Origin of the sequence: Gluconobacter sp. Gdi (assembly GCF_014132155.1) — a bacterium.
Taxonomy (GTDB): domain Bacteria; phylum Pseudomonadota; class Alphaproteobacteria; order Acetobacterales; family Acetobacteraceae; genus Gluconobacter.
On record NZ_BLJQ01000001.1, the window covers coordinates 466239 to 481239 of the forward strand.

The 15001-nt window shown below is 56.8% G+C and carries 16 protein-coding genes and 1 tRNA gene; 6 read left to right on the forward strand and 11 right to left on the reverse strand.

Features of this window, described 5'->3' with window-relative positions; translation table 11 throughout:
- Positions 1-2: 2 nt before the first annotated feature.
- Genes truA through def form a run of 3 tightly spaced genes read right to left on the reverse strand, consistent with a single transcriptional unit; the run spans position 3 to position 2247 of the window.
- Positions 3-773: a tRNA pseudouridine(38-40) synthase TruA gene (gene truA, locus JN414_RS02120; protein WP_046899768.1), complete on the reverse strand. Its 771-nt coding sequence runs from the start codon at positions 771-773 to the stop codon at positions 3-5.
- Position 774: 1 nt separating this feature from the next.
- Positions 775-1686: a methionyl-tRNA formyltransferase gene (gene fmt, locus JN414_RS02125; protein WP_202206485.1), complete on the reverse strand. Its 912-nt coding sequence runs from the start codon at positions 1684-1686 to the stop codon at positions 775-777.
- Between the two features lie 6 nt (positions 1687-1692).
- Positions 1693-2247: a peptide deformylase gene (def, locus tag JN414_RS02130; protein WP_046899880.1), complete on the reverse strand. Its 555-nt coding sequence runs from the start codon at positions 2245-2247 to the stop codon at positions 1693-1695.
- Positions 2248-2413: 166 nt separating this feature from the next.
- On the opposite strand from def, the gene JN414_RS02135 reads away from it, so the two are divergent.
- The 3 genes from JN414_RS02135 to JN414_RS02145 all read left to right on the forward strand — a co-directional run bounded on the left by JN414_RS02135 (position 2414) and on the right by JN414_RS02145 (position 3626).
- Entirely contained in the window at positions 2414-2926 is a 513-nt protein-coding gene (locus tag JN414_RS02135) for an Hsp20 family protein (protein WP_202206486.1), read from the forward strand.
- Positions 2927-3002: 76 nt separating this feature from the next.
- Complete coding sequence (locus JN414_RS02140) at positions 3003-3254, forward strand: DUF1150 family protein (RefSeq protein WP_202206487.1); 252 nt, start codon at positions 3003-3005, stop codon at positions 3252-3254.
- 9 nt (positions 3255-3263) lie between these two features.
- Positions 3264-3626: a RidA family protein gene (locus JN414_RS02145; RefSeq protein WP_202206488.1), complete on the forward strand. Its 363-nt coding sequence runs from the start codon at positions 3264-3266 to the stop codon at positions 3624-3626.
- Positions 3627-3786: 160 nt separating this feature from the next.
- On the opposite strand, the gene fucP is transcribed toward JN414_RS02145, so the two are convergent.
- Positions 3787-5121 (reverse strand): L-fucose:H+ symporter permease, encoded by a 1335-nt coding sequence (gene fucP / locus JN414_RS02150; protein WP_202206489.1) that lies wholly within the window; start codon positions 5119-5121, stop codon positions 3787-3789.
- Between the two features lie 270 nt (positions 5122-5391).
- Between fucP and JN414_RS02155 the strand changes: the two genes are divergently transcribed.
- Both JN414_RS02155 and JN414_RS02160 read left to right on the forward strand, forming a co-directional pair.
- Positions 5392-6447 carry a hypothetical protein gene (locus JN414_RS02155; protein WP_202206490.1) on the forward strand — a complete coding sequence of 352 codons (1056 nt, stop codon included), beginning with the start codon at positions 5392-5394 and terminating at the stop codon, positions 6445-6447.
- Positions 6448-6532: 85 nt separating this feature from the next.
- A complete protein-coding gene (locus JN414_RS02160) occupies positions 6533-8152 on the forward strand; it encodes an ABC-F family ATP-binding cassette domain-containing protein (RefSeq protein ID WP_202206491.1) in 1620 nt (539 codons plus the stop codon).
- Positions 8153-8166: 14 nt separating this feature from the next.
- Here the strand turns inward: JN414_RS02160 and rpoN are convergent, their stop codons facing one another.
- The 7 genes from rpoN to JN414_RS02195 form a co-directional block, all read right to left on the reverse strand.
- Positions 8167-9492 carry an RNA polymerase factor sigma-54 gene (rpoN, locus tag JN414_RS02165; RefSeq protein ID WP_202206492.1) on the reverse strand — a complete coding sequence of 442 codons (1326 nt, stop codon included), beginning with the start codon at positions 9490-9492 and terminating at the stop codon, positions 8167-8169.
- Positions 9493-9501: 9 nt separating this feature from the next.
- Positions 9502-10257: an LPS export ABC transporter ATP-binding protein gene (gene lptB / locus JN414_RS02170; protein WP_046899759.1), complete on the reverse strand. Its 756-nt coding sequence runs from the start codon at positions 10255-10257 to the stop codon at positions 9502-9504.
- Positions 10254-11198, reverse strand: a complete 945-nt coding sequence (locus JN414_RS02175) for an LptA/OstA family protein (RefSeq protein WP_202206493.1) — start codon at positions 11196-11198, stop codon at positions 10254-10256. Before JN414_RS02175 ends, lptB begins: the two co-directional genes overlap by 4 nt.
- A complete protein-coding gene (gene lptC, locus JN414_RS02180; RefSeq protein WP_202206494.1) occupies positions 11195-11965 on the reverse strand; it encodes an LPS export ABC transporter periplasmic protein LptC in 771 nt (256 codons plus the stop codon). The genes JN414_RS02175 and lptC overlap by 4 nt, the downstream gene beginning before the upstream one ends.
- On the reverse strand, positions 11962-12948 hold the full coding sequence (locus tag JN414_RS02185) for an SIS domain-containing protein (protein WP_202206495.1): 987 nt from the start codon (positions 12946-12948) through the stop codon (positions 11962-11964). Before JN414_RS02185 ends, lptC begins: the two co-directional genes overlap by 4 nt.
- 21 nt (positions 12949-12969) lie before the next feature.
- Entirely contained in the window at positions 12970-13614 is a 645-nt protein-coding gene (locus tag JN414_RS02190) for a ribonuclease D (protein ID WP_202206496.1), read from the reverse strand.
- 62 nt (positions 13615-13676) lie between these two features.
- Positions 13677-13763, reverse strand: a tRNA-Leu gene (locus JN414_RS02195).
- A gap of 110 nt (positions 13764-13873) precedes the next feature.
- Here JN414_RS02195 and JN414_RS02200 point away from each other — a divergent pair.
- On the forward strand, positions 13874-14830 hold the full coding sequence (locus tag JN414_RS02200; RefSeq protein WP_237389832.1) for a complex I NDUFA9 subunit family protein: 957 nt from the start codon (positions 13874-13876) through the stop codon (positions 14828-14830).
- Positions 14831-15001 lie beyond the last annotated feature (171 nt).

Consider the following 15001-nt stretch of genomic DNA (forward strand, 5'->3'; position numbering starts at 1 on the left):
ACTTAGGCGAACGGATCTTCCGGATAGCCGACGCCTGTAAGGCAGAGGCCATCTGGTGGAGAAGTCGGTCCCGCAGCGCAGCGGTTCCGGGCTTCCAACACTTCGCGCATCTTTTCCGGTGGCCACTGGCGAGAGCCCACCATGACCAGAGAGCCTACCATATTCCGGACCTGATGGTGCAGGAACGAGCGTGCCTTGGTGTTCACGATCACCAGTTCGCCTTCCCGGTGAATGGTCAGAACATCAAGGGTGCGCACAGCACTTCGGGCCTGACAGGCGATCGCCCGGAATGATGTGAAGTCGTGCGAGCCCAGAAGGTAGTTCGCGCCTTCCTGCATCAGGTCTACATCCAGCACGCGCTTGACGTGCCAGACGTGTGTCTCCTGCAAGGCTGGGCGCGCCTGACGGTTCAGGATCTTGAACTGGTAGCTGCGCCAGATGGCGGAGAAACGTGCGCTCCAGTCCAGGCTGACCTGTGCGGCCTCCAGAACTACAACCCTGTGAGGCTTGAGGTAATAACCCATGCCATCGCGGATCTGGCGCCCGTTGATCTTGGCGTCTCCCGGGAAATCGATGTGAATGACCATGCCGGAGGCATGGACACCGGCATCGGTACGGCCTGCGGTGATGCTGGAGACCGGACGATTTCCAACAAGTCGAGACGCTGCCGCCTCAATGAGGCTCTGGATAGAGACGCCGTCTTGCTGTTTCTGCCATCCCACAAAGCCCGTCCCGTCATATTCGAGACGTAACGCCCAGCGGGAGATATCCATTTCAGTCAAAGCGTGTGCCTGCCGGAATTTCTTGTCCGCGTACGAAATCTGCAGCGTCCATCATGCTGCGTCCTGGCTTCTGAATACGGTCAATGCGCAGTGCGCCGGTGCCGCAGACAATGGTCAGAGCATCATCCAATGCGCTACCGGCAGCGGGCCCTTCAATTTCGGGACGTGGCGTAGCGGCGCCAATTTTAAGGATGACACCGTTTAGCATCGTGAATGCGCCGGGCCATGGTGTCAGCCCCCGAATTTGGCGATCGATTTCTTCGCAGGACTGTGACCAGTCGATACGCCCGTTTTCGCGCTTCAACATATGCGCGTATGTCACGCCGTCTTCAGGCTGTGGCACAGGCTGAGGCTGCTCACTCAGTGCTCGAACAATCAGCCTGCCGCCAATTTCTGCCAGACGATCGTGGAGCGTGCTGGCGGTGTCTGACAGGCTGATTGGCGTGGCTTCCTCCAGCAGGACCGCGCCCGTATCGAGACCCTCGTCCATCTGCATGATGGAAACGCCGCTTCTGGTGTCTCCGGCCACGATGGAGGACTGGATAGGCGAAGCTCCGCGCCAGCGGGGAAGCAGGCTTGCGTGAATATTCAGGCATCCCATACGAGGGGCATCCAGCATGGCTTTCGGTAGGATCAACCCGTAAGCGGCGACTACTGCGGCGTCTGCATTGAGCGCGGCAAAGGCTTTATGCTCCGCTTCGTCCCGGCGAACGCGGGCAGGCGTACGCACTTCAATGCCTGCCGCTTCCGCTGCTTCATGGACAGGGGAGCGCCGTACGGCCTTGCCACGTCCTGCCGGACGAGGGGGCTGCGTATAAACGGCAACGATTTCGTGTCCTGCAGCCATGAGAGCATGCAGGGCCGGAACCGCGAAATCCGGCGTACCCATGAAGATCAGACGCATCAGAGATTAACGCCTTCTCAGCTTCTGCTCTTTGGCCAGACGGCGCATGATCATGTTGCGCTTGAGTGTGGAGAGGTGATCCACGAACAGGATACCCTCCAAATGATCCATTTCATGCTGGATGCATGTCGCCAGCAGGCCATCAGCATCACGCTCGATGATCTCACCCGCAAGGTCGCGGTAACGCACGCGAATCGATTCGGGGCGGATGACTTCCGCATACTGGTTCGGCAGCGAGAGGCAGCCTTCTTCCCGTACGGCCATCTGTTCGGAATCCGTGACGATCTCCGGATTGATGAGAACCATGGGTTCGCGGGGGGCATCTTCTTCAGCGACGTCCACGAGGGCGAAGCGCATATCAAGGCCAACCTGCGGGGCCGCTAGGCCAATGCCGGGAGCCTTGTACATGGCGGAAAACATGCCTGGAAGCTGCTCACGCAGGAACGCCATGTCCTCTGCGCGGACGTCACGGGTGACCTGACGCAGCACGGGCGCAGGGGCAATCAGGATCGGGGTCGGCGGCACCGCGTCGATGCCGGACAGGAAATCGAATTCGCTCATGCCTTGCGATGTAGCGAGCGACGACTGTTTATGCCAGTCCCGAGCAAGCATTTCCCGAGGCAGAACTTGCATAGAAAGCCTGCTCCACCATATCCTAGGGTCACGTCAGATGCCTCATGGAGGGTCTGGTTCCCGCTGTCTCGCTCATGGAGGAGGCTCTAGCCCTATGTCCGGTCGCTTGTTTACATCCCCGATGTTCCTTGGTTTTGATCATCTTGAGCAGATGCTCGAGCGTGCCTCCAAGTCTACGTCAGACGGTTACCCACCTTACAACATCGAGCAGCTAAGTCAGACGGCGCTCCGGATTACCCTGGCTGTAGCCGGGTTCGTGATGGATGACCTTCAGATCACGCAGGAAGACAACCAGCTGGTGATCCGTGGACGTCAGACCGATGATAGCCAGGGACGGATCTTTCTGCATCGTGGTATTGCTGCACGGCAGTTCCATAAGGCGTTTGTTCTGGCTGAAGGCATAGAGATTGGCGGGGCATGGCTTGATAATGGCCTGCTTCATATCGATCTTCTGCGTCCGGAGCCTGAAGTTCGTGTCAAACGGATTGCTATCACGCAAGGACGGCGGACTGGCGGAACCCCGCAGACGGTTCAGCACGAAGTGGTCCCGCCTGTGGTCAAGACAGCCCGGCGCACCCGGCCTGTGCGGGAACTCGACGACGAGTAAGTCACGTATCGACAGTATGAATGTTCCAACCTGACTGCGGCTGAAAAGGCCCTCAGGTGTCAGTAAGGATTATGAATTGAACAACCCGTTCGAAAACAGTGATGGGCACGAAGACGTACTCCCCGCAGATCTGAGGCGGATCACGGGGCCGCAGCTTCGGACGCTGGGGATGTCCCAGCTGGCCTATGTCAAATCAGTGCTGCATGACGGCGAGCTGATGGTGGCAATTCACGCCGCTGACGGCACGCCCATGGCAGTTGCCGAAGATGAGGAGAGCGCCATGGACGCAATCCTCGAACATGAATTGATTCCTACTCTTCTTCAGTAAGGTTCTGGCGTGAGCATCAATACAGATATTACCCGTCACCTCGAAGAGAACCGCTTGGCCGGCGTGGTGACACATAACGGTTTGGCTTATCTTGCCGGACAGGTTGCGGACGATGCCACGCTGGATACCGAAGGCCAGACGGCTGACATCTTGCGCCAGATCGACGCGCTTTTGGCTGATGTGGGGACGGACAAGACCCGTATTCTGTCTGTGCAGATCTTCCTGACCGACATCAACGAGATCGGGAACATGAACAAGGCTTGGGATGTTTGGCTGGATACGGGCCATAAGCCCGCTCGTGCCACGGTTGAGGCCAAGCTGGCCGATCCGGACTGGCGGGTAGAAATTACGGCGATTGCCGCCCTGCGCTGATCTCAACAGAGTTCCATAAAAAAGCGGTATGGCTTTAGTGGCCATACCGCTTTTTTTGTATCTTCCGACTTGTAGGGCTGCTGGCCTTATCTAAAGAACCGTTCGGCAAAGCTTGTGCGAAGATAGGTTCGTACAAGCCTTAAAGTGGGGCCCATCCGGCCTAAAGCATTGCATCGAAGACCACATGCTCGGCCGTTTCGTCGCCGCTTTTCATGCAGTACGCTGCGAACATCGCAATCACGACGAAGCATCCCATCGGCACAATATAGGCAAGCTGCATGTTTCCCCCTGTAGCGTCCGAGATGTAGCCTTGCAGAAGCGGAAGGATACCACCGCCGCTGATGCTCATGACCAGAATTGAGCCGCCATAAGCGCGGTCATGGCCGAGTTCATCGACGGTCAGGCCATAGATGGTTGGCCAGCAGGGGCCGAGCAGTCCACTGACGAGGATGGCCGCGTACACAGCCGTGAAGTCATGCACCATCACCGCATAACCCAGCGCCACGATGCAAAGCAGGCTGTAAACGAACAGAACCCGCGCCGGACGGGCGTGCCGCATAAAGAAATTGGCAACCAGCTTGCCGACGAAGAAGGCACAGAATGAGGCGATCAGGTATACGGAGGCCTGCCGTTCGTTGATGTGCCCTAGTCGCATGGAGAGGCGGATAATGAAGCTCCAGACGCCAACCTGAGCGCCGACATACAGAAACTGTGTCAGGATACCGAGGACAAAGCGCTTATTTGCGAACAGCCGTTTGAGGGCGCCGGCCGTATCCAGTTCGTGACTACGCTGCTGATCGCGCCCTTTGCAGGCCGGATAACGCGTGACGCCAATCGCGATCATGACGACCAGCAGAACCCCGAGAATGTAGACATACGGCTCAAGAGTGGCGTGGATCATGCCGAGCTGATGCTGCCAGGCCTGAGCGGCAGGCATGGCGGAAAGCTGCTCGCGTGACAGGTCGCCATCCTTGAAAATCAGGTAGGCCCCCATGCTGGAGCCGAGAATGGCGCCAATCGGTTGAAATGCACTGGCAAAGTTCAGGCGGTGCGTTCCGCGCCCCGGAGGGCCGAGCAGGGTGCAATAGGTATCGGCCGCAGTTTCGATGAAGACCAATCCCGCCGCGACAACAAAAAGGGCGACGAAAAAGATCTGGTATGTCGCGAAATGGGCAGCAGGGAAGAACAGGCAGCAGCCGATCAGATACAGGAACAGCCCGAGTTGGATCGACCATTTGTAGCTAAAGCGCTTGATGATCATGCCCGCAGGAATACCGAGCACAAAATAGCTGATGTAGAACGAAAATTGCACGAGCGCGGACTGAAAATCCGACAGCATGAATGCCTTGCGGAACTGCCCGATCAGCACATCATTGAGGCTCATCGCGCAGCCCCAGAGGGAAAACAGGCAACACAGAAGCCCGAAGGCCAAAAGGGGCGTGCGGTTCAGGTAAAAGCCGTCCGGGAGTTGGACGATAGGGTCAGACTTGGCCACGGATTGCCTCATGGAATTGGATTTAGCGCTAAAGACAAGAAAGAGGTCTCATGTTGGCTGAAGGGGGAGAGAGGATCTTCCTCGGCGTTATGTTTGTCGCGCATATCACATAAATAACGTTATAAAACGATATTTTTATCATTTCAAATGTTCTTGCAAAGGCAAAAGATCACATTGACTGGAGATGTCACATTCACACTGTCTTCTTGACCTTTACAGCCTCACCCCGCATCGGCACTCTTTGTTTCTAAAAGTAACATGCAAGGGTAGATGATGACACGCCGGGAGAAGTTGCTGAGTCTATTGCTGATGGCGTCTCTCGGTGCTTTGGGGTGTGTGTTGATCACGCCAAGCCTTCAGAAATCAGGACTTTTCGGCACATCTCAAGCTGCCAACACGCCTTCCGTTCTGGATAACGGGTTGAATGTTCCCGTTCGACCAGAGGCAGAGACGGGTTCTGATGTCAGGCAGGATGAACAGGCGCTGCGGAAGGATCTGGAGGTTTTTCCCTACCCTATTCCTCCCCAGCCCCCCAAGCGAATGTCTGTCGAACTGAGGAGTGATGAGTTTTACGCTTCGGACGTCCCTTACTATGCTATTGGTTACAATGACTTTTCACTGAATGGACTTGAAGCTGCGGCGGCTGAACAGAACCACAGACGGCGTGTCTTTCGCCATGACCTGAACTTTGGCGCGTATTCCATCCCGTTGCCTCCCGGGGATTGGACGACACTTGCAACCGTTCTGGAGAGGCCTGCGGCCGATGGAACGGTAAGGCGCGGTGCTTTTCTCGCGCGTATGGATGGTCATGAACCTACTGGCTATGTGCTGGTAAGGTCAGGAGAAAGTCTGACACCTCTTCAGCCAAATTCAAACTGTGCCTACGTGCGGCGTTATGCGCGGGGTGTTTTGCAGGAGCCGGAGGATGGGCAGGAAGAGTGCTGGTTCATCAACAGGGTCGCTTTTGCCTACTCGGATTGGGATCTGGATAAGGCTCCGCTCCCTTTGTTGATTGGGGAAAGAGCCATCAGCCAGAACAAGGATCATTTTCCGTCCACGATCGTCGGTGCAACCTATTTCCGGGCGATGGGTAAAGCCTGGGAGGAAGTCACATATTTCTTTGATACAGGGGCGAACGATGTCCAGATGCTTGGGACATCGGATATTTGGGCGCCGTGGAACATTGGTAACAATCGTACGCTCCAGCATTTTGTTATTCGGGATGCCGACTGGCTGAAGAAAGTCATTCCTGTCATTCGGGACAATTCCGCACATGACCTGTCACCGCAGGCCTATGACGCCATGAACGAAGGCGTGCCTGAGTAAGCTTTTTCTGGGGTTTCGCCCATGCGGGGATAAGGGTAAGTCCCGACAGCCCTTTATTTCCAGCTTCCAGTGCCTCTGAGGACCCATGATTCGTCTCGACAATATCAGCAAGCATAACGGCCAGCGCGTCATTTTTATTGAGGCCTCGGCCGCTCTTCTGAAGGGCGAGAAGGTGGGTCTTGTCGGTCCCAACGGTGCGGGAAAATCCACGCTGTTCCGCATGATCACAAAGCAGGAAGAGCCGGATGAAGGGAATGTCCTGACGGATCGTGGCGTCACTATTGGCTTCTTCAGCCAGGATGTGGGTGAAATGTCCGGCCATAGTGCTGTGGCGGAAGTCATGAACGGGGCAGGTGCCGTTTCGGAAGTGGCGGCTGAACTGGCCGAGTTGGAAGCCGCCATGGCGGACCCAGAGCGGATGGATGAACTGGACAGCATCATTGAGCGCTTTGGTGAAGTGCAGAGCCGCTTTGAGGATCTTGGTGGCTATGCGCTGGATGGCAAGGCGCGTGAGGTTCTACACGGCCTCGGGTTCAGTCAGGAAATGATGGACGGAGACGTCAGTCTGTTGTCTGGTGGTTGGAAGATGCGCGTGGCGCTGGGCCGTATTCTTCTGATGAAACCTGATGTCATGCTGCTCGATGAGCCGAGCAACCATCTTGATCTGGAAAGTCTGATCTGGCTTGAGCAGTTTCTTGCTGGTTACGATGGCGCATTGCTCATGACGTCTCATGACCGCGCCTTCATGAACCGTATCATCAACAAAGTGATCGAAATTGATGGCGGTAACCTGACGACGTTCTCTGGAAACTACGAATTCTATGAAGAACAACGGGCCTTGAACGAGAAGCACCAGCAGGCACAGTTTGAGCGCCAACAAGCCATGCTGGCCAAGGAAATCAACTTCATCGAGCGCTTCAAGGCCCGTGCGTCTCATGCCGCGCAGGTTCAGAGCCGTGTGAAGAAGCTGGACAAGATCGATCGTGTGGAGCCGCCGAAGCGTCGTCAGGCCATGAGCTTCGAATTCGCCCCCGCTCCGCGTTCGGGCGATGTGGTCGTGAATATTCAGGGCGTGGACAAGCGGTATGGAAGCCGCACAATTTATGATGGACTGGATTTGATGATCCGTCGGCGTGAGCGTTGCTGCATCATGGGTGTGAACGGTGCCGGCAAGTCCACATTGCTAAAACTTGTGACCGGTACGACAGAGCCTGATTCCGGAACCGTAACCGTCGGCAGTAATGTAAAGATCGGGTATTTTGCCCAGCACGCCATGGATCTTCTTGATGGCGACCGAACAGTCTTCGGGATGCTGGAATATACGTTCCCCCAGGCCAATCAGGGCGCTCTACGTTCGCTCGCTGGTGGTTTCGGATTTTCGGGTGACGAAGTGGAAAAGAGCTGCCGGGTTCTCTCTGGTGGCGAAAAGGCGCGCCTTGTCATGGCTCTGATGCTCTTTGATCCACCGAACTTCCTTGTACTCGATGAGCCAACCAACCATCTGGACATGGCCACGAAGGAAATGCTGATCACGGCCCTTGCAGACTATGACGGAACCATGCTGTTCGTCTCCCATGATCGTCACTTCCTGGCAGCCCTGTCTAATCGCGTTCTGGAAGTCACGCCGGAAGGTGTGCACCAGTATGGTGGCGGATATACGGAATATGTGGCGCGTACAGGTCAGGAAGCGCCGGGTCTGCATTAAGCTGGCTTGAGACGTCAGGAGGTTTTCCTCAGGCGTCGCCTCTGGCTGGATTTTGCGATCCCCATGCCTTCCCGATATTTTGCCACTGTCCGGCGCTGGATGGCGAACCCTTCTTTTTGAAGTTGGGTCGTCAGGGCATCATCTGACAGGATGTCATCGTCTTCCGAAGCGATCAGCGTTTTGATGCGGTGCTGAATGGCGCTGGCACTTTGCGTAGAGCCGTCGCTGGCCTGAAGAGCCGTAGAGAAAAACATACGAAGCGGAAGGATGCCGCGGGGTGTGTCTATGTACTTCCCGTTCACAACCCGGCTGACCGTGCTTTCATGGACATCTGCGCCGGTGGCGAGGTCGCGCATGGTGAGGGGGCGGAGAGCAGAGAGGCCGTCTTCAAAAAACGCCGCCTGCTGACGGACGATCTCGGCTCCGATCTTCAGAATAGTCTGGCGACGCATTTCCAGCGCGCGGATGACAGCATTGGCCTCGCTTGCATAAGCAAGAAGCTGTCGCCCAGCGTCTGTTGAACTGTCGAGCGCGCTTTGCATCTCTAGATCCACGTGACAGTGCGGCAGCAGACGGTGATTAAATGTCAGGCGGAACCCTGGACCATTTTTGCGGAGGATCAGGTCTGGCTGAATGGGGGAGACTGGCTGGCGCGGATCAAAGCCCGGCCTGGGGTTGAGGACCTGAATTTCCGCGAGCATATCGAGCAGGTCGTCCTGTTCGAGCTGACACTTCTGGCGGAGCAGCCGCCAGTCCCTTCGGGCTAAAAGATCGAGATTAGCCAGAAGAACTTTCATGGCGGGGTCTAGCCGGTTTTTCTGTTCCAGCTGGACCGCCAGACACTCTTCCAAGGAGCGTGTAAAAAGACCAGCAGGCTCCAGTCGCATCAGAACTTGGCGGATAGTTTCAAGAACAGCGGGCTCGACACCAAGTTCGACCGCAAGGCCTGAAACTGCTTCCGGCAATCGTCCGGCCTCATCGAGGCAAGCCAGAAGATAAAGAGCGGCGGCACAGTCCTGCTGAACGGGAAACCGGAGGTGGATCTGGGCAATCAGATCATCATGAAGTGTGGGGCCGGGGGCCGCAGTCTCTGGTCGTTCCGAACCCGAAGTAAACCGTTCAGGGTCATCGTCGTGCAAGTCAGATGCAGGATCTGCGGGCTCTGTGTTGGGAGCAGTGTCCGTGGATTCCAGAATCAGAAGGGGGTTCAGTTCCGCAATCTGCTGAAGTGATTGCGTCAGTTCCTGATGGCCCAGTTGCAGCATTGCAATCGCCTGACGCAACTGTGGCGTCATGACGAGCGACTGCGACTGGCGCTGTATCAGACCGGGACTGAGCATCCCGTCAGATTAGAGCGAGAAGTTCTCTCCAAGATAGACCCGGCGCACATCTTCGTTGGCGACGATGGCCTCCGGTGTCCCTTCCATCAGAACTTGACCGCCATGCATGATGTAGGCGCGGTCAATGACTTCGAGCGTTTCGCGGACGTTATGGTCCGTAATCAGCACGCCGATGCCACGATCCTTGAGGTGAGACACAAGATCGCGAATTTCGCCCACGGCAATAGGATCAATACCGGCCAGAGGCTCATCCAGCAGAATATAGTTCGGCTGGCTTGCCAGGGCGCGGGCAATTTCCAGACGACGGCGTTCACCGCCGGACAGGGCCAGGGACGGCGAGTGGCGCAGATGCGTGATGCCGAACTCGGCGAGAAGCCCGTTCAGCATGGTTTCGCGCTTTTCCGGATCGGATTCGATCACTTCCAGCGCAGCCATGATGTTCTGTTCGACGTTCAGGCCGCGGAAAATGCTGGCTTCCTGTGGCAGATAACCAACGCCCAGACGCGCCCGCCGATACATCGGCAGTTGGGTGATATCTGCTCCATCCAGCGTAATGGTGCCTGTGTCTGGCTGGACCAGTCCGACGATCATGTAGAAGCTTGTCGTCTTGCCTGCGCCGTTCGGTCCGAGGAGGCCAACAGCCTCACCGCGTTGAACCTGAATGGACACGTTCTTGACGACAGCCCGCTTCTTGTAGGTCTTGCCGATCCCGCTGGCGACCAGACCGGTCTGGAGCACGGGAAATGAGGGGGATGTGTCTGTCACTTTGGTGCCTGGCTGCTGTTGGCTTCGTTTGGAACGACTAGTCCCTGAATAGGAGAGTCAGATCCTGGCAGCATCGTGGCAATGCCGGTCTTCATATTGACGATAGCCTGAGACCCGTTGTTCTGGTTCTGGCCCTGCGTCACATGCACGTGGCCGATCAGGCGGGCGATCTGGCTGGCAAAGACATAGACGCCTCTGTCCCCGGTTGCTGTCTGGGTCGGGGTGCGCAGCACGACATGGCCCCAGCCATAAGCACGATCCAGTTTTGAAGAACCACCCCCAAGAGGGCTGCCGTCGCTTTTCGCAGGCTGGGCCTGTCCTGCGGGTGCAGGGGAGTCCGGTGCACTGAAGGAGACCAGCACGTCAGCCTTGATCTGGCGCCCGTCATTGGTGGTGACAGTTGCGTTTCCACGACCGACCGACATGCGGGTTTTGGAGTGATATTCCATGACGTCACGCGCAGTGAGCACATCCTGCGGCGTCGTAAGTTTCAGGTTCTTGCCAGTCATGACCATGACGGCCTGATCCATGTCATACAGGGCACGGTCGCCCCAGCCCTGGTCCGTCTGGTTATAGATATGGACGTGACCGCGAGCTTCGATGCGGTACAGCTCAAGGGAGCCACCCATCGGGTCGGCTTCACCCGTCTGTCCATTTGCCGACGGCGGCGGTGTGGCTGGCTGCCCCTGTGGAGCCGCTTTCTTGCGCAGATAGCCAATCAGCGTATCGGCATCGACCGTTACATCCCCTCGTACGGCGCGGGCACCGCCAGTCAAGGTAACTGTCTGGGCGTTCCGGTCGTAGATTTCCTCGCTTTTCCAGAACAGCTTAACGGCCTCGCCATGAGACATATCCAGCCCATCCGCATAAGCGGCAGGTGTGGCGGTAGTGGCGAGGAGAAGTCCTGCAACGGGAAGCAGTCTGGCGATGCGGCTCATCATTTCTCTGTCTTGGCTCCTTCCTGGCGGAGGCGGGCCGCCATGGAAGGGGGGCCGTTATCGTCGTTGCGGACCGTCAGACCCGGCCCTGTAAACTGCATGATACCTGCATGCTGGTCCAGGAAATAGCCCTGCGCGTCCTGCTTGCCAAATGGGCCTTCGGCATGGACCCAGTCGCGGGATGCAATAACGTCCTGCTTCAGGTCCATATCGGCGGAAGGGCCGTTCATGAGCGTCCCGTCATCGCGGTAAAGCACCACGTTGTCGTCCAGATTCAAGGTCTGCTCGTGCTGCATGTAGACGCCACGGTCCGCCTTGATATGCGCCCAGGAATTACCTGCCAGCTCGATATCCGCCACCGGATCAACCAGATCTACACGGTCCGGGCCTTCCTGATGCGTAACGCGTGCCGTGATCATGTACAGGTGGTTATGGGCGTCCAGACCGCGATAGACGGCATTTTCCATATTGCCGCTCTCAACGCGCAGGCGGGCCATTTCTTTCAGAGCGGCGCGGTTCTGATTGACGAGATGAGAGATCTCGGGCCACGCCGCAATTGAGCTCAGCAAAACAAGTGCAAGCCCCGGGAGTGCCCATTTGGCGAACCCCAGAAGAGAACGGCGGCGGGCCAGCTCTTCCGGATTTGGGGCGGTCCGTACCTTCTGGAATGCTGCACGGCGCAGGGCGTCAAGCTTGGCGAGGCTTTCGCTCCGGTTTCCTGAAAAGTCGTCCCGTTTGGGGCGTTTGTCATCCTTGGACGAGTCGGTCATGCCAGGCCCGCCCTCAGGAGATCGTGCAGGTGAATGATGCCCTGTGGGCGTCTGTCCTCTCCAACGACGAAAAGACTCGTGATCGGTTTGGAGCGTGCATTCATAAGGAGAAGGACGTCCTGTGCCAGGGTCGAGGGGGCTGTCGTGGTTGGAGAGAGATTCATGACCTCTTCCGCCGTGGTCGTGTCAAGATCGCTGTGGAGGGCCCGTCGGAGATCCGCATCCGTGATGAGACCGCACAGCACGCCATTTTCGTCTGTCACGCCCATGCAGCCAAAGGCTTTGTGCGTCATTTCCAGAATGACCGAACGAAGCGAGAGAGATTTTTCCCCGAGTGGAAGAGCCTCTCCGGTGTGCATGAGTTCCCGCACCGGGCGCAAACGCGCTCCCAGACGGCCGCCTGGGTGAAACACGCTGAAGTCGTTAGCTGTGAAGCCGCGTTTTTCCAGAAGAGCTATGGCCAGCGCGTCTCCAAGGGCAAGCTGAAGAAGCGTGCTCGTGGTTGGTGCCAGCCCCATGGGGCAGGCTTCTCTGGCGGGAGGGAGAACCAGAGTAATCTTGGCGGCGCGGGCCAGAGCCGAGGTTTCGACGGATGTTATGGCAATCACATCCAGCTGTCTGTGCGACGCATACGACAGAATTGCGGCAAGTTCTGTGGTTTCGCCGGAATTCGAGAGAGCAAGGATGACATCCCCTGCCGCCACCATGCCCAGATCACCATGCGCGGCTTCTGCGGGGTGAACGAAAAGAGAGGGAGTTCCGGTAGAGGCAAGGGTGGCTTGGATCTTGCGGCCAATATGACCGGACTTCCCGATCCCCGTGACAATCAGCCGGCCAGAACAGAGAAGGATCCGCTCAATGGCGTGGCTGAAAGCTTGACCCAGAGAGCCGCCGAGGGCGCTTTCGAGCGCTTCAAGCCCCTGTCGCTCGACAGCAAGAGTGTGCAGGGCCGAGGGAAGGGGCGAGGTAGCCGGGTTTATCATGTCGGGGCGCAGTGTAGGCGATTACGCGCGGTGTGCGAAGATGTCGGGCTCGTCGTAGCCCAGAAGATCCAGACGGGTGCGCGCTGAAAGGAAGTCGAAGCAGGCCTGAGCCAGCTCCCGGCGCTCTTCCCGGATCAGCATGGCCTCAAGCTTGTCCCACAGGGCATGGAGATAGAGCACGTCAGATGCAGCATAGCGCTTCTGGTCGTCCGTCAGGGTTTCAGCGCCCCAGTCCGAGCTCTGCTGGTGCTTGCTGATTTCGACGCCAAGCAGGTCGCGGCACAGATAGGCCAGTCCATGACGGTCCGTGAACGTATAGACGAGGCGGGCAGCGATCTTGGTGCAGATGACGGAAGAGATCGTGATGCCAAAGGCTTTCTGGAGCACGGCCACGTCAAAGCGGGCGAAGTGCATCAGCTTGGTGATCGAGTCATCCGAAAGGAAGGCTTTGAGATTAGGGCAATCATAGCCACGGCCACCCATGGAGACAGGCTTGATCTGCACGAGATGTGCTTCACCGTCACCGGCGGAAAGCTGCACAAGGCAGAGGCGATCTCTGTAGGGATTGAGACCCATGGTCTCGGTATCTATGGCGACAACAGGGCCAATATCAAAATCTTCCGGCAGGTCGCCGTCATGAAGATGGATGGCGTTCTGCTGGCTCATTTTGTTGTCACCGAATTTTTATGAACTCAGAGGGGAAGGTTCTTAATGAACCTGACCGTCTGTGGTGCCCAGAAGAAGACTCGAACTTCCACGTCCTTTCGGACACAGGTACCTGAAACCTGCGCGTCTACCAATTCCGCCATCTGGGCTCAGAAAGCACCGGGTTTTTTCAGTTTCCTGAGGCATCCCGGGTTGGTGAAGAGGCGTTTACATCGACTGAATGAGAGCGTCAACAGTTGGAATGAAAGAAAACAGGGAAATGGAAAAACTTTTTTCGGGTGCCGGGCAGCAGAAGGTCGCTGTCATTGGTGGTGGTGGTTTTATCGGGCGCAGCCTGGTGAGAAAGCTGGTTGCTACAGGGCATGTCGTTCGTGTGGGGAGTCAGGATCCCGAAAAAATTCAGGGGCTTGGAAAGGCGCGTGGAACAGGGCGCGTCGAGTTCCTGAAAACGTCAGTCAATGATGCACCGCAGCTTGATTGTCTGTTTGATGGTGTGGACGCTGTCATCAATCTTGTGTCTGTCATGACGCCAGATGTGCAGACTCTGCATCGCATTAATGTTGAGGGCGCTCGGCTCGCAGCTGTGCGGGCGCATCTGGCAGGTGTGAAGCACTACGTTCATATGTCTGCCATCGGTGCTTCTTTGACGTCTCCAGGGGCATATGGTCGGAGTAAAGCAGCTGCAGAACGTGTCGTACGGGACGTTTTTCCTGATGCGCGTCTGCTTCGCCCGTCTGTGGTGTTCGGGACGGACGACAGTTTCTTTAATCTGTTCGCCTTGATTGGAGCGCTGTCACCCGTCCTGCCAGTTTTTGCTGGTCGCACATATTATCAGCCGGTATTTGTGGAAGATGTTGCAGAAGCAGCGCTACGACTTCTGCAACCGGAGAATGCAGGTCTAACGGTTGAGGCCGGTGGTCCCGATATCCTGAGTATGCGTGAGCTTATGGCGTTCGTACTCGAAGCGTCGGGTCGTAAAAGAATCCTGCTTCCGATCCCGCAAGTGGTAGCCCGCCTTGAAGCGACTGTTCTAGAGAAGTTGCCCGGCCATCTGCTGACACGGGACCAAGTGGCCATGATGTCTGTCGATAATGTCGTTCAGCCGGGAGCTGAGACCTTGCAGACACTCGGAATCCATCCGGCATCAATGGGAATGGTGGTTCCGGGGTATCTGAATGGAAGCGTCTGTAAGCTTTATCGCCAGCTAAAAGCCTGATTGGTCCGTATCGGACCTATAAAATGTGACACTGACGCAAGAAAAGTGACGCTATGAGGCTGGTTTTTTTATATTGGTAAGTGTTGCTGACTATTATCGCGTAAACTGACGGAATAGCTGGTATTCCACAAATTTCGTACGCTTGGCGTGCGTTCTGTTTTTAGGAGGCAC